This window comes from Hominimerdicola aceti (assembly GCF_025567495.1).
Taxonomy (GTDB): domain Bacteria; phylum Bacillota; class Clostridia; order Oscillospirales; family Ruminococcaceae; genus Hominimerdicola; species Hominimerdicola aceti.
Genome location: NZ_JAOQJZ010000001.1, coordinates 1 through 19,036, shown reverse-complemented (window position 1 = coordinate 19,036; position 19,036 = coordinate 1). Strand labels below are relative to the sequence as shown.

The window sequence follows — 19,036 nt, the reverse complement described above, 5'->3', positions numbered from 1 at the left end:
TAGAAAGAAGGCATGATAAGATGGTGTGATTTTGAGTTCACAAAATGATAATTTTATTATGATAATTTTATTTGACAACAAAATCTGATAATATAAAAGGAGATAAAAATATGGCTGAAAAGAAAAATAATAAGGGTCTTGGACTTCAGGAAACAAAGGGCAGTTTTCAGATCAGAGGTAAGCTGACAGGCTGTGATAAGGACAAGTTCTATACGGAGTTGACAACCTCTACAGGCAAGCCTATGAGAATGGTTAATGTAGGAGTTGAAATTGATAAGAATAAGTCTGTATACATAAACCTTAATGGTATGGAAAGAGACGTAGTATATTTTTCTAAGACCGAGGGCAAAGGTAAGGATAGAAAGACAACAACAGAAAAGGTAAAGTGGGCTGACAGATTTACATTTAACAAAAAGGACTTTAGACCTATTGGAATTAATCTTGGCTTGACAAAGGTGGTTGACTCAACAGGCAAGGAAGTAAATGACAAGAAGATACTTGTTGAATATGATGCTTGTAAGTACATAGCAGATAATGCAAAGGACGGTATGTCCGTGTTTGTCAGAGGAAAGAATGAGTTTTCCACCTATCAGGATAGACACCAGACAAGATTTGTTCCGTCACAAATGTCGCTTTGTAAGGACGTAGATTTTGACTCAGAGGAATTTAATGTGATTGGCAATTTTGAACAGGTCATTGTATTCATGGGCATTGAAAAGAATGATGAGGGTAACTTCACCGTATCTGCAAAGATTGTAACATACAATTCTATAGAAGATGCCGAATTTATTATTGACAAGTCAAAGTCAAAGTTTGCAAGCACTCTAAGAAAGCTCAAGCCATATACAGCCCTTAAAGTATTCGGAGATATCGTAATAGAACATGATATTGAAGAAATTGAGGAAGATGATGACGGTTGGGGCGAAAGCAACCCTATGGATAGAGTGAACAATCCAACAAAGAGAATACTTCTGATTACTGGAGCCGATAAGGATAGTGTAGATACAGAGCTATATTCGGAGGAGATAATTGATAAGGCTATCGCAAAGACAAAGGCTACTGAAAACGCAAATAAGGACTTTGGCTCTGATGATAATGATTGGGGTTCTGTTTCAGATAATGATCTGACAGACGAGGACGATGAGTGGTAAATTGTTGCTACTCACCGTTATTAACGACGAAACGATAATATAAAAGGAGATAAAAAAATATGGCTAGAGCAAGAAAAGCAGCACAGACACAGAGCAAGCTTCAGATGATACTTTTTGGAGAAGAGGGCACAGGCAAGTCAACACTTGCATTGCAGCTTGCTTATTTTAAAAGACCTGACGGCAAGCCGTTTAGAGTTCTTTACATAGATAATGAGAACGGCTCTATTGATGATTTTATCGGTGGACTTGAAGCTGACGGCATTAACACTGAGAATATTTATATTGTGTACACCCAGTCCCTTGGTGAAACAAGAGAATACATAAATAAGGTTAAGAACAAAGAAGATTTTCATGTTCTTGATGATGAGGGCAATGAAACAGATGAAATTGTACTTGACGGAGATGGTGAGCCATTCAGAGCTGATGCTATTGTAGTTGATGGTACAACTATTCTTAACCTGACAACTAAGCAGGCACTTGTGGAGCTGTCTAAAAAGAGAAATGGTGTTAAGGCAAAGAAGAAAGAGCTTATTGGTGATGAAAAACTTGTTGCCATTGAAAATGCAGGATTGGAACTTCGTGATTATCAGACAATCAACTTTAAGGGTCAGGACTTGATACTTGATCTTATGTCTTGTGGCGCACACTTTGTTGTGACCGCAAGAGAAACAGACGAAAAGGTTTCCGTAAAGGGTGACGATGGTAAAATTACCAGCGTAGCAACAGGCAGAAAAATTCCTGACGGCTTTAAGCAGATGAACTACAACGTTAAAACTGTTGTGAGAATGTATATTAACGAGGATAATAATTTCTGTGCGTATATCAGTAAGGACAGAACAGGAGTACATGATAAGGAAACTGTTGAGGACTTGTCACTTGTTGATTGGCAGGTAATTATTGACAGAACAAAGGATAAGAAAGAGTTTTCTGTTAAGAATGATCTCACAAAGGCTGTCGATATTGAGCAGGATATTTATACAAAGGAAGTTATGGGTAAGGTTGGAGAGCCAGTTGATAGTATTGATGAAAACTCTGCCGAAAATCAGACAACAGAACTTTTGGATAAGATTTCAGCCGTTATGAAAAGTCTTAATCCTGTCGGCAAGACAAAGGCAAAGGAAGCTCTTTCAGCAGAAGATCTGCCCATTAAGCCAACAGAAATGAAGAAGATCACCGATATTAAGACTCTCGAAAGGGTTCTTGAAGTCATTTCAAAGATTTAACTTTTTAATAAATAAAGCGGTGAGGGTTATTCCCTCACTTGCCTTATTTAGCTATTCTAATTAAGGCGGTGAAATACTTGGCAAAAAGAAGAACAAAAGAACAGATAGAGAAAGACAAGCAGGACAAAAAAACAAGAATACAATTTACAGATTGGCTATATAAACAATATGATATTTCATTCTTGCCAAAATATTTTTTTATAAATCTTGATAGGGTGTATAAAGGTACTTACAAGAATTTGAACAAACCTGTTCCCGTTGAAGATTTATGGGATATGTGGCGAAAGAAAATGTCATTTCTTCGTAAAGTACACGAATTTAATACTCGTAAAGGTAAAAAAATCGAAGGTGCAGCGTTAGTTACATATGATCTCGCTATTATCCTATCTAAATATGATGGTTATTTGAAATGGAAAGAAGAACAGGCATTGGCTAAAACAGGTACAAGCGAAGAACAAGTTAATATAGATTATGAAAAAATGGCAACATCAAAATTTACCAAAGAACGTGATAACAATAATGATAGCCTTGATATTGACAGCATCATTGATGAAATTTAGGTAGGTGACAAACATGGATATTATAACAAACGTTCCTACCGAAGTTCTATTTGTGGGTTGTATTTACAAACAGCCTGATTTGCTGGTAAATTACGGACAATATATACGTAGTAAATACGATTTTTCAGATGAAGTCACTCGTTTTTTTTACGATTCGGCTGAAATAATCTACAAAACTAGGACACAAACATTCAATAAAACTACTATTTTAACTTATTTTTCAGAAGAGCCTGAGAGACTTTCTTTATATAAAAAGTATGGTGGTTGGAAAACTATTGACAGTTGGATGAAAATTGCTATAACTGATGATATTGGTAAGTATCAGGAAATCATTAAAAAGTATTCTTTGTTAAGAGAGTATCAAAGGAATGGCTTTGATATTACAAAAATTGTAGAGCATAAGAAGTTTGAACAGTTTACGGCTTCAGATATATACAGATTAATTAGAGGTAAAGCAGATAGAATACATACGGTGATCTTGACAAATCAAGAAGCCGAAATTCTGAATAGTCATATTAAGCAATCGCTTATTGCGTGTATGGAAAAACCTGATTTGGGTGTATCACTTCCCTTTCCTATCCTAAATGATATATTTAGGGGCTGTAAACTAGGCTCGACAATGGCTATTGGTATGCTTTCCAATGCAGGAAAATCACGATTTATGACAAAAATCATTGCATATTTAACGCTTGTAAAGCACGAAAGAGTGTTTGTCATGCTTAATGAAATGGGCGTTGACGATCTCAGAAAGTGTTTAATTACAACGTGTATAAACAATGCTGAGTTTCAAAAATTACACGGTATAAAGTTGAAAAAGCCTGAAAAGGAATTAACACTTGGTTTGTACAAGGATAAATCAGGTGAATACATATATCAGAAAACAGACGATTGGGGAGAGCCAACAAAAACTTTACAAGAGTACATTCAAAGGGTCGCTGAAAATTCAGAGGAATATGTAAAAATAATGAAAATTGCCGAATGGATTGAGGCTGAAACTAATGAACTTATTCTTGTTAAGGACATGGCTGGTGGTTATGACGATAAGACACTAGAGTTTGAAATAAGAAAAGCTAATCTAACTCATGGTGTGAAATACTTCTTTTACGATACCTGTAAGCAAGACACACAAGCCACAGGAGATTGGGCAGCTTTAAAAGCAACAGTAACAAAACTCACTGATTTAGCAAAGCAACTAGATATGTTTGGCTATCTTTCAATTCAGCTCACAGACGATACAGAGTTTTGTAAACCTGATGAACTAAACTCAAATAATATTGCCAATGCAAAACAGTTAAAGCATATTATATGGACTATGACGTTATTCAAAGAAATATCTGTTGGTGACTTTCATAAATATCGTTATGTTCAGCATGATGCTGAATGGGGCAAAGATGTTGAATGCGAACTTAAAGTTGGTAAGAGGTATTATGTAGGCAATGTAGACAAAAACAGATTTGGTTGTAAAAAGAAAGTTGTATTTGAAGTTGACCTAGATTTGAACACTTGGTATGAAGTCGGAGAATTAAGAAGAAAGTGAGGATAAAATGGATATTTCTGTCCTCAAAGAAAAGATACTAGAGAACAATTATGTTCCTGTCATACTTGATGAAATAGGTTGTCACCATATTTCCTGCAAAGCAGGTTATGTTCAGTGTGGCAATCCTGATGGAGATAATCAAGGGGCAATTACTGTTTATCTCAATGAAGGTCTTTTAACTGTTGACTACACACGAGAAATACATAGTAGTTCAAACTTAGATACAATAGATATTTTTGACCTTGTGCAATTTTTTTGCAGCTGTACGTTTTATGAAGCTGTTCGCAAAGTTTGTAATTGGTGCGGCATTAACTATTATAAAGATGAATATAACGATTTGCCTGAAAGTCTAAAGTTTACGAAATTTATTTCTGAAATGGCAGACGATGAGTCTAGTTACGAAGAAATGCAACCTTTAAAGCCGATTAAGGAAAATGTTCTATCATACTACTTCCCTGCCGTAAATGATTTCTTTTTAAGGGACAACATATCATACAGTACACAAATGCTGTTTGAAATAGGTTATGACGATGTTTCCAATCGAATTACAATTCCTGTAAGAGATGAAATGGGAACATTAGTCGGTGTTAAGGGTAGACTATTTTTAAAGCAAGAAGAAATGACAGAAGAAGAGCAAAGAGTTAAATATATATATTTGGAGCGTTGCAACAGAGCTAGAATATTATATGGACTTTATTTATCCGAAAAATATATAGCTCGGACAGGCTACGTTTATGTGGTTGAAGCTGAAAAAGGTGTTATGCAACTTTGGAATATGGGAATAAAGAATTGTGTAGCAACTTGTGGCAAGAAAATAAGCCAATATCAAATAAATATGCTGACAAGACTGAGTTCTCATATTATATTTTGCTTTGATAAAGATGTAACTATAGACGAATTAAACGATATAGCGTACAAATTTCTGGATTGTATTCAAATAAGTGCTATTGTTGACACTGAAAATTTACTAGAAGAAAAAGAAAGTCCAACAGATAATCCCGACAAGTTTAAACAGTTGATTGCCAAATATACGCAAGTTATAAAGAATGGGAAGTGAAACAACAAACATGAATTATAAAATAATAGGCAATAATGATTATTACCATATTCCAATATCTATTTTTACTAATAGAGGAATAACTAACGTTAGTGAATACACTCATTTAACCGATGATGTATTAATTTCTTATGATAATCTTGATAATATTACTGAAGCGGTTCAAATACTAGATAAACACATAAAAAATAATAGTAAAATGGCGATTATTGTTGATTGCGATGTTGACGGTCAGTGCAGTGCTGCCATGATGTATTCTTATCTGAAACGGCTTAACAAAAAAATTGATATTACATATCTGATACATTCTGGAAAGCAACATGGTATTTCTTTTGAGATAGAAATACCTGAAAATATAAAATTGTTGATTATTCCCGATGCAGGAAGTAATGATACTGAACAATGCAAACAGTTGACAGAACAAGGTATTGATGTACTTGTTCTCGATCACCATGATGTTGAAAGAATAAATCCATATGCGGTTATAGTAAATAACCAAGCTAGTTCAAAATACTCTAATAAAGAATTGTGTGGTGCAGGAATTGTATATAAATTTCTACAAGCACTCGATGATTGCTACTGGAATGATTATGCCGATGATTACCTTGACCTTGTGGCATTGGCTAATATTTCTGACATTATGGATTTGCGTTCTCTTGAAACAAAAAGACTTATTGATAAAGGTCTTTATAACGTCACAAATAAATGCTTTGAAGAATTTATTAATGCTCAAAATTATTCTATGAAAGGCAAGGTTAATCCTCATACTATTGCATTTTGCATTACTTCTCTGATAAACGCCATGTGTAGAGTCGGTGATATGGAAGAAAAGGACTTGCTTTTCAGAGCGTTTATTGAGCGGGACGAAGAATTTGAATACAAAAAACGTGGCGAAACTGAAAATACAAAAGAAAATATTTATCAAAGAGTTGTAAGACTCTGTAAAAACGCTAAATCAAGACAGGATAATCAAGTGAAAAAGTTACTTCCTGCGTTAAGGAAAAGCGTAAACAATGACGAAAATACAGTTTTATTCTTAAAAGGTAACAATATCCCAAGTGTATTTTCTGGATTAATAGCCATGAAAATGGCTAGTTATGCAAAAAAACCTTGCTTAATACTCCGCAAAGATGAAGAAAATAATATATATAGAGGGTCTGCTAGAAACTTTGATAATAGCTATGTACTAGACCTAAAGGCTGATCTGCTTAAAACAGGTCTGTTTAATTGGTGTCAGGGTCACGCAAATGCTTTTGGTTTTGAGATAAAAGCCGAAAACGTGGTTGAAGCAATTAAAGTTTTAAATAAGAATATTGATTCAGACAATCCTTTACCAATAGATTTTTGTTTTGATTATGGAGAATTTAATATTGGAATGATTTCCGATGTTACATCATTGGAGAATTGTTACGGTGCAGGGATTAAAGAGCCTTTATTTGTCATTAATAATATAGTTTTGGAGCATAGCCAAGGCGTTGTCATGGGTAAAAATGAAGATACATGGAAATTCATTACCGATGACAATATCGCAATTATCAAGTTTTGCAACCCTAGTGACGATAAAGTATTAGACTTTTTGAATGGATATGATGATGAAATGTGTATTAATGCTCTATGTCAATTAAATGTTTCTGAATATAAGGGTGTAATTACTCCACAAATAGTTATTTTGAAATATGAGGAGGTTGAAAGGTAATGTACAGTTCTTTGCATGACCATACAATGTACTCATTGTTGGACGGCTATGGCACACCAAAAGAAATGCTTGAACAATGCCGAAAAGTCGGTATTAAAGCATACGCAGTTACGGAACATGGCAACCAATATTCATGGATATATTTCGATCAACTATCTAAAGAATATCCTGATATTAAGCTGATATATGGCGTAGAGCTGTATGAGTGCTTCGATACTGCCATAAAAGATAAAAACAATAAGTATTTCCATCTTATCGCTCTCGCAAAAAATGAGAACGGCAGAAAGGCTTTAAATAAAATTATCACTAAGTCAAATCTTGAAAATTTTTATTTTAAGCCTAGAGTACAGATTTCAGATATTGCTCCGTATGCAGAAGATTTAATTATTTGTTCTGCTTGTTTGGCTTCAAAATTAGCTAAAGAAAGTGATTTTAATATTTGTGTTAAGTATATCGAAGAATACAAATCGGCATTTCCTAATTTCTATTTGGAAATGCAATCTCACAAATCAGAGGAGCAGGCTAATTACAATAAAAAGATTTTGAAACTATCTGAGGTAACAAACACTCCATACATAATTACTACAGATAGTCACGCAGCCACAAAGGAAGATTTATACTATCAAGGTAGACACGTCCAGATAGCCCACGACACTGAAACAATGTCTGAAAGTTATGAAGGCTGTTATCTGCAAAGTGAAGAAGAAATTCATATAATTATGGATAAACAAATTGGTGCAGATAATGTATCACATGGTCTATATCAGACTAATGCTTTAGCTGATATGATAGAAGAAGTACATATGCCTTTTCAAGACCCACAGTTACCGACATATCCCCTGCCAAGTGGATATAAGTCTAATAATGAATTTCTTTTACACCTTATTAATGAGGGGTGGAAAACTAGAAATTTTGACAAGCTTTCTAAAGAAGATCAGAAAATAATGAAAGACCGACTTGATTATGAAATGGGAATTATTCATCAAATGAATTTTGACGGTTATTTCATTATTGTATGGGACTTCATAAATTATGCAAAAACTCACAAAGTTAAAATAGGTTCGGGACGTGGCTCTGGAGCAGGAAGCCTTGTGTGTTATACAATAGGTATAACTGATCTTAACCCTATTAAATATGGATTAATTTTTGAGCGTAGATAGGTTGCACTCGTTAAATTCCGTTAATTCGGTATCAGCAAAATAAGACTTCTCATTGAGAGCAAACCGATAATGAGACAAGACCATAGACGAATAAGCTGACTAAGAAACCCTAAACCTATAACTAGGTGAGATAAAGGGAATACCGAGCCAAATCTTTTAGTGATAAAAGAAAGTGTGTAACGACTAGGAAATGAGACTTTAGAGCCAATAATTTCCCACGAAGACGGAATAAAAACTTTGAATAAATAAATGAAGTTTGAAAAATATAGTCTAAACTGGGTTGGAAGTAACCAACAGATGAAAATGAGGGAAACCTCCAGAGCATAGGATAAAGAGCCTATGGTTAATAACAAATTGTTCCTCAATCCAGAGAGAGTTTCAATGCCAGATTGGTTTTCGGTCGAGCATATGGGAAACCATATGTGTTAAGTGTGGTGAACCTATAAAATATAGGGTGTTAATTAAACAATTATTATAATTGTAACCGCAGGAAATGGCGGTGTGTTAATTAGCTAACAGGGAATATCTAAGTCGTTCTGTCTGACGATATGACAATCCTGTGCGAAGTTGTATTTTATGATTTAATAAAAGGTATAGCACTTTGTCAAATCATAAGTATAAAACGTCAAACGACTAGCTCAAAGGAGCGTAGAGCCAAGTGAAATTCTTGACTCGAAGTGCCACACACCTAAACGTATTGTTAAAACTGTAATACGCATGGTGAAGATATAGTCTATTCCTTGCAGAAATGCAAGGTAGTAAAGTTGGATATTGATGTTTCAGACAGACCTACAGTAATAAATTATCTTATTAATAAATATGGTGAAAATCGTGTTTGTCAGATTATAAACTTCTCGTATATAACACCTGTTGTAGCCATAAAAGATGTTGGTAAAATACTAGGTTTTAAATACAATGAAATGGATAAACTATCCAAAAAGTTTTCGTACAATACATTCCAAGAGTGTATTGACAACAACATAAACTACTTATCTGAACACCCAGAGTACAGTGAGTTACTTGATATAGCAGGCAAATTAAGTGGTAGGGTTAAAACAGTTAGCTGTCATGCAGGCGGTGTCGGTATTGTTGATACTGATATTAGCGATTATATGGCAATGAAACTAGGCTCTGACGGTGAACACGTTATTCAAGTTGATAAAAGACTTGTTGAACAAATAGGTATCATTAAATTTGACATTTTGGGTGTACAAACTTTAAAAATGGTGCAGGAAATTCAAAATGACTTGCACTTATCTGAGTACGATATAAATATCAACAACCCCAAATTTGAAAATGATAGAAGTCCATTTGAACTGTTAAACAAAGCATTGACGAATGGTGTGTTTCAGGTGGAAAGTGCAGGTATGAAAGACTTACTACTCAGACTACAAGCAACTAATATGGAAGATTTGTCGGCTGTTTTAGCATTGTATAGACCTGATTCAATGGGAGCTTTGGAGGAGTTTATTAAATGTAAACATGACCCCTCACTTGTCACCTATATACACCCCGACATGAAGCCTATTTTGGAAAGCACTTACGGCTGCATGATCTATCAGGAACAACTTTTGGATATTGTAAGAACTTTTGGTGGCAGAAGCTACGGTGGAGCTGACTTATTCCGCAAGGCGATAGGCAAAAAGAATATTGAACTTGTTAAGCAAGAGTCAGAAAAACTGTACCAAGAAATTATTGACAATGGATATTCTCATGAAATTGCCAAAACGATTAGTGAAGAATTGAAAACTAAAGGTGGCTATCTGTTCAACAAATCGCATAGTTATAGCTACGCTGTTCTATGCTTTCAAACTGCTTATCTAAAAATAAATTATCCTGTTTATTTTTTCAAAGCACTATTTAATTTGAACAAAGATAAGGCAGGTATGGTGAATAAATACATTGTAGACTCTAAACAGTTTGGAGTAACTGTTTTACCACCTCATATTAATAAATCGCAAGTCGATTTTTCTATTTACGATAACAATGTGCTGTTTGGTTTTTCTGCGATTACAGGCATTGGTGAACGAATAGCCCAAGAGATTGTTGCTGATCGTGAGAAGAACGGCAAGTATAAAAACCTTCAAGACATGCTGTCAAGAACAACACTGGCAAAAACTCAAATTATTAACTTAATGAAGTCAGGTGCAATACCTACGAAAGATAAAAAGAGTTGTTTGTTAAAATATTTGAAGTCATTGTATAAACCATTAGAGTATAAAGAATTGTCTAAGTTGCCAACATATAACAAGCTTATTATTGACTATGATATTGATATTGAAAAATATCGTATCGGTAACGGCAAGTATGACTATGACAAAGATTTGTTACTCACTCTTGCAAATCAGAAAAAGAAAGAAAAGTTTGATTTACAGCAAGAAGATAGGTTGAAACAATTTCTTTCAACCAATAACAAATATCTTGAAAACGCTGATTTTTGGGAGTTTGAAGCATTACAGATATTTATACACAATAATCCATTTGAAGAAGCACTCCCCTATCTAACAACAGCATTTGAAGCCGTTGAGAATGATAATGATTGCGTTATTGTAGGTGTTATTTCCAGAGTGCAAAAGAAAAAGGACAGAAATAAAAAACCATTTGCTTTTGTAAATATTTACTCCACTTTCGGTATTATAGAGGGTGTTCTTTGGAATAGTCAACTTGTACAGTATGAAGATCTAGCCAAGAAAGGCTCTCAGGTTGCTATTAAATGCAGGAAAACAGACGAAGATAAAGTTACAATACAGGCTATGCGACCATATGTTGAATGGCTTTCAGAAAGGAAGAAAAGACATGACAGAAAAAACATTTAAGTTTAAAATCGTTCCTCAACAGGAGCGATTTTATAACGAAAATAGTAATTGGGGAGTGTACACATTCACAACAACTTCTAATGACATTCCATATTTTTATGATTGTTATGACGATCCCTTTGGTGACGATCCAAAGCAGTTAAAAGGTAGCACATTGGCAGGTAAAATGCAACGCTTGACAATCGGTGTCGAGTACAATGCTGAGGTTACTTGCTCTTTTAATAGCAAATATAACTCGTATCAGTATACACCAATCTCCATTACTGCAAATGTGCCTAAGACAGAAGAACAACAAATAGCATATTTGAAAACTCAGGTCACAGAACTGCAAGCAAAAAACATTTTAGCTGTCTACCCAAATGTTATTGATGATGTTATTCATAACAAAGAAATTGATTTTACAAAAATCAAGGGTATAGGCGAAAAGAGTTGGAATAGAATAAAGGATAATATACTGAATAATTATGTTATTTCAGATATCCTTATTATGCTTCAGCCGTTAGGTGTAACGTATGCCATGATAAGTAAATTGATTTCCAATGAGCCTAATCCTCAATTATTGAAGGAAAAGTTACTTGATAACCCTTATATCATGACAGAAATTCGTGGTTTAGGTTTTAAGAGAGTTGATGATTTGGCGTTGAAGTTAAATCCAGATATCAGGATATCAACCAAAAGAGTTGTGGCATTTGTTAAGTATTATCTTGAGAGTGTTGGAAACAATGACGGTCATTCATATGTGCTAGAGTCAGTATTGAACAGTGCAATAAGAGATAACATAAACGATTGTTATGAAATGTACGAGAATTTTAAATCCACACAAAAGCAACATGAGATATTTTTACATTTTGAAGAAAATAAGGTAGGGCTATTACGCCAATATAAAACTGAAATATCTATTTTGGATATTCTAAAAAATCTCAATGAACAAGAAACAGACTATAAAATTAACATTGAAAATGGTATCTCAGAAGCAGAAAGAGAACAAGGTTTTTGCTATACTGACGAACAAAAACAAGAGATATATAAGGCTTGCAACAGCCCTGTAGTGCTTATAACAGGTAGAGCAGGAACAGGTAAAAGCTCGATTTTAAGAGGACTCACAAAGATATATAAAAGTTATTCTATATCAGCTTGTGCTTTGTCTGCCAAAGCTGCAATTAGGATAACTGAGGCAACAGGTTTGTTCGCAAGTACAATTCATAGGTTGCTTGGTTTTAACAAGACAGGTTTTGTTTATAACTCTAACAACAGGTTGTCTAGTGATATTATCGTACTTGATGAAGCTTCAATGGTTAATTCATCATTATTTTATAGCTTGGTTTCTGCTATAAAAGAGGGTGCAAAAGTAATTATTGTAGGTGATGACGGTCAGTTACCACCAATAGGCTGTGGCAATATCTTTCATGATTTGCTTAATTGTAATGCGTTTACTTGTTGTAAACTGACTAAGATTTTAAGACAGGCTCAAAAGTCAGGTATTATTTCGGACTCAGTTAAAATTAGAAATGGAGAAAACCCATTGCCTGAACCAAAACTAAAAGTTGTTACTGGTGAACTACAAGACATGACCTATATGTTTAGAGAGAGCCGTGAGGGTATGCGTGAATTGGCTATTAAATTGTATACCATGGCAGCTAAGAAAGACGGCTATGATGAAACGATTATTTTGACACCTTGTAAAAAGGACAGGATAAATAGCTCTTTTGAAATTAACTCTATTTTACAAGATATGATAATTCCACCCGATACTGCACCTGAAATCAGGTATGGCAACAAGATATTTCGTGTTGGGTCGAAAGTTATTCAAAGAACAAATGACTATGATAGAAATGTGTTCAATGGTGAAATGGGTTATATTACAAAAATTGAACAGACAATTAAAGACGGCAAGAAGCAGAATGTTGTTACAATTAAATTTGCCGACAAGGAAATTGATTTCTTACAAAATGATTTAAGTAGTATTGAGTTGGCTTACTGTCTGACTTGCCATTTAACGCAAGGTAGCGGTTTTAAGAATGTTATCGTACTGATCGACAATACCCATTATAAACTGCTTGACCGCTGTATGCTGTATACTGCGATTACCAGAGCCAAAACTAAATGTGCATTGATTGCCGAGCCTAGTGCCTTTCAGAGGTGCTTGAAAATGCAGGCTTCGCAAAGAAACACTTGGTTGAGTTTGTTGTACAATAATATATAGTTTTTATGGTATAGATTTGTACATTTTGTATACTTGACATATCTCAAAAGTAGTAGTATACTATAAATATAATCTCAAAAGTAGCATAGTAAAATTAATATGTTGAAAGGTGGTTAAAGAGTGCTAAAGACAATTAAGAAATGGCTTTACAAAATAAAAGACTTTGTGAAGTACAAGAGATAGGAGGAAATACTATGAAAGAAATGATATATAAAGGTTCTGTAGAGAATGAACAAAAGGTTATTGATATGCTTGATGAAGGCATTTACAAGGGTTTTCATTATGTTATAGTTTCTTACGGCACTCACCCTTGTGCATATATAGAAATTCCAGAGGGGCATAAGTTGTATAATGCTAGTAACCAAAATGAATTTTATGATATTGCTTGTCATGGTGGAATTAATTTTAACACATATACAGGACTTCCATTTGTTCCTATTAAAAATCCTAATAAGGGTCATTATATTGGTTGGAGTTTCTCTACTGTTGGTTATGACTATATTTTTGGTATTTGTTACTGTGGCAAGAAATGGACAACCAAAGAAATATTTGAAGATATTAAGAACGTTATAGAGCAACTTATAAAAAGTTGATTTTATTTGAAAGGAAGCGATAAAAATACAACCAATTTTTAAAGAACAGATTAGAATGTGGTCTGATTTGGGTTTTAATATACCAATTACAGAGGGGTTTTATTGGCTCGACCGAGGTATCATTAGAGCATTTTCGTCTGACGGAATATTACACAGACTTTATAAATACAAAGTTAATGATGATCTGACAATTAATATTACAAAACATAAAGAATATTGCGATTTTAACCCAGAGAGCTGGGAAGAAACATACAAACGTCTAAAAAATGGCTTGCAGAATAAAATTGATGAAAGTCTAAATGTAATAAAATCAACTCTTGATACATATTCAAATTATGATTTTTGGTGTTTGACAAGTACTGGTAAGGATAGTACCGTTGTTCTCGATTTGGTTTACAAGGTTACATCTAATGTAAAGGTAATGTTTAATAATACAACCTGTGATGCCGCAGATACATATAGAATTGTTAAAAAGCATTCAGATTGGATAATTACAACACCTGAAGAAAGTATATATAACTATTTTGATAAATCAAATTTCATTCCAACAAGATTTGGTAGAGCTTGCTGTAGTATCTACAAAGAAGGTCAATCTATTCAATATTTTAAAGTTCATGGTATAGATAAATTAATACAAATTATGGGTGTGAGAAATGACGAAAGTAACAAACGAGCTGATAGAGAATATATCATACATAACCCCAAATGGAATGATAAAGATTGGTATGGACTTTTACCAATTCGCAAATGGACTAGCTTGGATGTGTGGCTTTATATATTACATAACCAACTTGAAATTAACAATAAATATCGTAAAGGATATTCAAGAGTTGGGTGTTCCATATGTTGTCCTTATTATACAAAAACAACTTGGGTATTGGACAAATATTGGTATCCGTTAGCATATGAGCGTTGGCATAAAATTCTACAAGAAGATTTTTTAAAAAATTCTCGGTGGCAACAACTTAATTGTACCGTTAAAGAATATCATTCTTGTTGGAATGGTGGTTTGCTACGAACTGCTCCTACAAATGAGGTAATAAAAGAATTGATGGAATATAAAGGTTTGTCTAATTATCATGTTGCAGAACAATTCTTTAATAAAACTTGCTGTAAATGCGGTAAAAATATACGGCAAAACAATGTGTTGGCTATGAATATGAAATATTTAGGTAGAGACACAGCAATATTTAGGTAGAGACACAGCAAAGTTTTATTGTAAAAAATGTTTTAAACGTGAGTTTAATTTATCAAAAGAAGAATGGAATGAACAAGTTGATGGTTTCAAAGCACAGGGTTGTGAATTGTTTTAAAATGTAGAAAGGGAGTACATTAAATGGCTAATCAAGAATTTAAAAAAGGTGACAGAGTAAAAATTACAGATTGTAGAGGAACGATTGTTGGCACTAAACTTGAAGATAATTCTATTAAATATTATGTAAAAATTGACCAGGGTCGAATTTATACTTGGATATCTCAAAGTTCACTTGAACGCATGGACTCAGATGCTGATAATTTTAAGCAGACAATCACTATTGAGACTGAAAGAAAGACTGGCGAAACTATCATAAGAATATCCAATCCAAAATTCACAACCGATGAGCCTACAGTAAGAGGTACAATCATTGGTGATATAACGAATAAATCAAACGAGCCAAAAATAACAGATGAGCAGAGAACTGTTTTGGAAGGACTTTATTTACTCGGCTATAGGTACTTGGCTTGTGACGATATTCGTAATGCTTTAGTAGCTTACGAAACACGCCCCTGCAAAGCAGAAGCAATATGGTATGGTGGAATACATTCAATTAGTGTCAACAACATAACAAAGGTATTAAACAATCTTTGTTCTTGGGAAGATGAAAAGCCTACCTCTATCGAGTGGTTGCTTGGTAAGAAAGATAAGAATGAGTAATATAAAAGTTTTCTTTTATTGAGGTGAATATGAAATGCTTATAATATCACAAGATAGAACTCAAATAATAAATACGAATACGTTGGTGTCAATATGGGCAGAACCTTCTGTAAAACACGAAACGGTTGTTATTCGAGGTATTATAGACTATGATGCAAGTTCGTTTGGAATAAATATGGGAGAATATACGAGGGAAAAAGCTGAATTAGTCATGATTGAAATTATGAAAACTGTTGATGAAGGAAAGAATCTATATTTCATGCCAGAGGGAGATGATAATAATACTAGAAATAAATAATATATACAATATGGATTGTATAGAAGCTTTAAAACAAATGGATAACGATTCTGTTGATATGTTCTTTGTAGATTTACCTTACGGAGTTACTGCTAAGAATAAATGGGATAATGTTATTCCAATAGAACCTATGTGGGAACAAGTTATAAGAGTAGCTAAACCTACTACACCAATTTTATTTTTTGGACAAGATAAATTTACAGCTAAAATGATGTTATCTCAACTTAAATTACATAGATACAATATTATATGGGAGAAAACAACTCCTACAGGACACTTAAATGCAAAGAAAATGCCTTTAAGAATACATGAAGATATAATGGTGTTTTATCAAAAACTTCCTACCTACAATCCACAAAAGACAACAGGACATAAACGTAAAATAAGTACCGCAGAAAATAAAATAAATTGTATTAAAACATCTAATTATGGCGATTTTGGTCTTACAACTTATGATAGTACCGAACGTTACCCAACAAGTATTTGGAAATTTGCTACAGATAAACAACAAATATCTCTTCACCCAACACAAAAACCTTTAGACTTATGCAGGTATGCTATTCGTACTTATTCTAACGCAGGAGATTTAGTGGTTGACTTTTGCTGTGGATCAGGAACTATCCCTAAAGCTGCTCAAATTGAACATAGAAATTACATAGGTGTAGATAATGGTATCTGTGATAGAAAAGGTAAGTTTGAAGGTTGGTATTGGGCAGATATAGCTAAATATAGACTTAAAAACATGAATAAGTAATACATAAAGTTTTCTTTTATTGAGAGAAGGTGAAACCAATATATAAATGTATTTGTGATGTATGCAGAAGTAATGAAGCCAATCAGCATTTTAAGGTTAAAAAACTTAGTGGAGTTTGGACTTGGAAAGGTCGTTATGAAGCATCTGAATGGGCTGAACTTGATATTTGCAATCAATGTTACGAAAAGTTTATTGGAGTAATACACGAAAGAGAAGATAGGGAAAGAATGATGGAAGCGTTTATCGGAAAACCGCACAAAGAAAACAACGACAAATAAAAATTTAGTTTTATTTATAGAAAGAGGTAGAATATGATAACGAAAGAGGAGTTTGAAAAGGCGGTGGAGTACTGTGTTAGTGGCACTACAGATTGTGACGGCTGTCCGCTTTGTGCCAGCGATAAGTACCGTATGTGCAGTGCTTATCTTGCTGAATACATAACGAATAATGAGCTTAAACCTGTAATAAAAAATATACCTTCGGCAGAAAGCAACACTAACACTATTTATGAAAACGCTAAAATAACTGATGTATCACTGGGAATAGGCGACCATTGTTGCCTTACCTTTTCTATAACTCTTAGAGGCTCAGGCTGGGGAGCTAGTTTTGGCGGTTATAACTTAGCTTTTTTCAACGGAACATCGTTTAAAGGTTCTGAAAAGGGACTTGAAGCTCTTGCGAGAATTATGTATGTTGTAGGCGTTTCAAAATGGGAAGATATAAAAGGTCGTTATGTTAGAGTAAAACAGGAAGATAGATTAGTTGTCGGAATAGGAAATATCATTAAAGATAAATGGTTTGAACCGAGAGAGTTCTTTAAGGAGGTTGAAAATGAGTAGAAAATTCACTGATGAGGAAGTCGTAGAGGCGGCACTTTGCTGCACAGCAAAGAGTTGCGACACCTGCCCGTTTATAGTTTTAGGAGAAGGATTTGAAAAATGTATCATAAAATTTTCAGAATACATAGCAAACAACACAAAAAACGAGCCTGCACCTGCGGCAGACGTGCAGGAGGTTAAGCATGGAAAGTGGATATTTCACGAACGCACAAAACTTGTACCGACTAACAAACTTAGCATAAAAGAAGAATACACTAATGGTCATAGCTGTGCTATTGTAGATGACAAAAACGTTAATCAAAAAATTATGATTATGATGAAACGTATAACATTAAAAATTCCTATATGTTCGGTCTGCGGTTGGTGCGGATATAATGAATACAATGCAACGAATTACTGCCCTAACTGCGGAGCAAAATGCGATATTTGAAAAGAGGAAAAGTAATGATACATGGTACAACAAGTTATACACTTATCAAAGGTGAAGAAAACATTACTTTTAATTCTGAAAAAGATGCTTGCAAATTTTTAGGAGTAGCGAAAAGTACAGTGTCTTCCTGCTATGGGAAAAAATCAAAATGTAAAGGATATTCAATTATAAAAAACGGAATAACAACTCACCACGCTACAAAAACACGTCTTTATAAAATCTGGGACGGCATGAGGGAAAGGTGTACAAGAGCGAAACACCCTTATTATCACTCATATGGTGGGAGAGGGATATCTGTATGTGACGAATGGCAAAGCTTCTATAATTTTAAAAATTGGGCAGAAAACAATGGATACTCTGATACTCTCACCCTTGATAGGATAGATGTCAACGGAAATTATTTTCCTGATAACTGTAGATGGGTTACTATGAAAACACAGGCAAACAACAAATCTACAAATCATTATATTACTATCAATAACGAGACTATGACATTATCAGAATGTAGTGAACGCTTTGGAATACCAAAATCTACAATTCGTTGGAGAGAAATGAATAATAGAGACATAATTAGCGGAGCTAGAATGGACGGTGACAGCAGTGACGGATAAGCAATACCAAAGGTATAAAGAGATTGAAGAAGAAATAAGACCACTAAAGACATTTTTAAATTGACGAGAAAGAGAAAGAACAGAAAGAACTATAAAGGAGAAATGCAATGAGCGAAACAGTATCAGGCGAGGAGCTTGAAAAGATAAACGGCTATGCGAGAGAGCCGCTCACGGAGGACAAGGTCTTTGTTTT

The 19,036-nt window shown here is 34.1% G+C and carries 18 protein-coding genes; all 18 read left to right on the top strand.

Going from position 1 to position 19,036, the window contains the following annotated elements:
- The first annotated feature begins 110 nt into the window (after nucleotides 1-110).
- The 18 genes from OCV57_RS00090 (at nucleotide 111) to OCV57_RS00005 (ending at nucleotide 18,843) form a co-directional block, all read left to right on the top strand.
- On the top strand, nucleotides 111-1,151 hold the full coding sequence (locus OCV57_RS00090; RefSeq protein WP_267300088.1) for a hypothetical protein: 1,041 nt from the start codon (nucleotides 111-113) through the stop codon (nucleotides 1,149-1,151).
- A 59-nt stretch (nucleotides 1,152-1,210) separates the two neighbouring features.
- A complete protein-coding gene (locus OCV57_RS00085) occupies nucleotides 1,211-2,374 on the top strand; it encodes an ATP-binding protein (RefSeq protein WP_267300087.1) in 1,164 nt (387 codons plus the stop codon).
- A gap of 77 nt (nucleotides 2,375-2,451) precedes the next feature.
- Complete coding sequence (locus OCV57_RS00080) at nucleotides 2,452-2,934, top strand: hypothetical protein (protein ID WP_267300086.1); 483 nt, start codon at nucleotides 2,452-2,454, stop codon at nucleotides 2,932-2,934.
- A gap of 13 nt (nucleotides 2,935-2,947) precedes the next feature.
- The gene (locus OCV57_RS00075; RefSeq protein ID WP_267300085.1) at nucleotides 2,948-4,471 is read left to right on the top strand and encodes a hypothetical protein; all 1,524 of its coding nucleotides are present in this window, start codon (nucleotides 2,948-2,950) and stop codon (nucleotides 4,469-4,471) included.
- Between the two features lie 7 nt (nucleotides 4,472-4,478).
- Nucleotides 4,479-5,528 carry a toprim domain-containing protein gene (locus OCV57_RS00070; protein WP_267300084.1) on the top strand — a complete coding sequence of 350 codons (1,050 nt, stop codon included), beginning with the start codon at nucleotides 4,479-4,481 and terminating at the stop codon, nucleotides 5,526-5,528.
- Nucleotides 5,518-7,224, top strand: a complete 1,707-nt coding sequence (locus OCV57_RS00065) for a DHH family phosphoesterase (protein ID WP_267300083.1) — start codon at nucleotides 5,518-5,520, stop codon at nucleotides 7,222-7,224. The genes OCV57_RS00070 and OCV57_RS00065 overlap by 11 nt, the downstream gene beginning before the upstream one ends.
- The gene (locus tag OCV57_RS00060; protein WP_267300082.1) at nucleotides 7,224-8,384 is read left to right on the top strand and encodes a PHP domain-containing protein; all 1,161 of its coding nucleotides are present in this window, start codon (nucleotides 7,224-7,226) and stop codon (nucleotides 8,382-8,384) included. The genes OCV57_RS00065 and OCV57_RS00060 overlap by 1 nt, the downstream gene beginning before the upstream one ends.
- Before the next feature lie 764 nt (nucleotides 8,385-9,148).
- Complete coding sequence (gene dnaE / locus OCV57_RS00055; protein WP_267300081.1) at nucleotides 9,149-11,200, top strand: DNA polymerase III subunit alpha; 2,052 nt, start codon at nucleotides 9,149-9,151, stop codon at nucleotides 11,198-11,200.
- The gene (locus OCV57_RS00050) at nucleotides 11,181-13,403 is read left to right on the top strand and encodes an AAA family ATPase (RefSeq protein ID WP_267300080.1); all 2,223 of its coding nucleotides are present in this window, start codon (nucleotides 11,181-11,183) and stop codon (nucleotides 13,401-13,403) included. Before dnaE ends, OCV57_RS00050 begins: the two co-directional genes overlap by 20 nt.
- A gap of 194 nt (nucleotides 13,404-13,597) precedes the next feature.
- Nucleotides 13,598-13,996 (top strand): hypothetical protein, encoded by a 399-nt coding sequence (locus OCV57_RS00045; protein ID WP_267300079.1) that lies wholly within the window; start codon nucleotides 13,598-13,600, stop codon nucleotides 13,994-13,996.
- Between the two features lie 55 nt (nucleotides 13,997-14,051).
- On the top strand, nucleotides 14,052-15,194 hold the full coding sequence (locus tag OCV57_RS00040; RefSeq protein WP_267300078.1) for a phosphoadenosine phosphosulfate reductase family protein: 1,143 nt from the start codon (nucleotides 14,052-14,054) through the stop codon (nucleotides 15,192-15,194).
- 138 nt (nucleotides 15,195-15,332) lie between these two features.
- On the top strand, nucleotides 15,333-15,911 hold the full coding sequence (locus OCV57_RS00035; RefSeq protein WP_267300077.1) for a hypothetical protein: 579 nt from the start codon (nucleotides 15,333-15,335) through the stop codon (nucleotides 15,909-15,911).
- A 34-nt stretch (nucleotides 15,912-15,945) separates the two neighbouring features.
- Nucleotides 15,946-16,209 carry a hypothetical protein gene (locus OCV57_RS00030; RefSeq protein WP_267300076.1) on the top strand — a complete coding sequence of 88 codons (264 nt, stop codon included), beginning with the start codon at nucleotides 15,946-15,948 and terminating at the stop codon, nucleotides 16,207-16,209.
- Nucleotides 16,184-16,963: a DNA-methyltransferase gene (locus OCV57_RS00025; RefSeq protein ID WP_267300075.1), complete on the top strand. Its 780-nt coding sequence runs from the start codon at nucleotides 16,184-16,186 to the stop codon at nucleotides 16,961-16,963. Before OCV57_RS00030 ends, OCV57_RS00025 begins: the two co-directional genes overlap by 26 nt.
- Before the next feature lie 29 nt (nucleotides 16,964-16,992).
- Nucleotides 16,993-17,241, top strand: coding sequence for a hypothetical protein (locus OCV57_RS00020; RefSeq protein ID WP_267300074.1), 249 nt, complete (start codon nucleotides 16,993-16,995; stop codon nucleotides 17,239-17,241).
- Nucleotides 17,242-17,274: 33 nt separating this feature from the next.
- On the top strand, nucleotides 17,275-17,802 hold the full coding sequence (locus tag OCV57_RS00015; RefSeq protein ID WP_267300073.1) for a hypothetical protein: 528 nt from the start codon (nucleotides 17,275-17,277) through the stop codon (nucleotides 17,800-17,802).
- Nucleotides 17,795-18,232, top strand: a complete 438-nt coding sequence (locus tag OCV57_RS00010) for a hypothetical protein (RefSeq protein WP_267300072.1) — start codon at nucleotides 17,795-17,797, stop codon at nucleotides 18,230-18,232. Before OCV57_RS00015 ends, OCV57_RS00010 begins: the two co-directional genes overlap by 8 nt.
- 14 nt (nucleotides 18,233-18,246) lie before the next feature.
- Nucleotides 18,247-18,843: a hypothetical protein gene (locus tag OCV57_RS00005; RefSeq protein ID WP_267300071.1), complete on the top strand. Its 597-nt coding sequence runs from the start codon at nucleotides 18,247-18,249 to the stop codon at nucleotides 18,841-18,843.
- Nucleotides 18,844-19,036 lie beyond the last annotated feature (193 nt).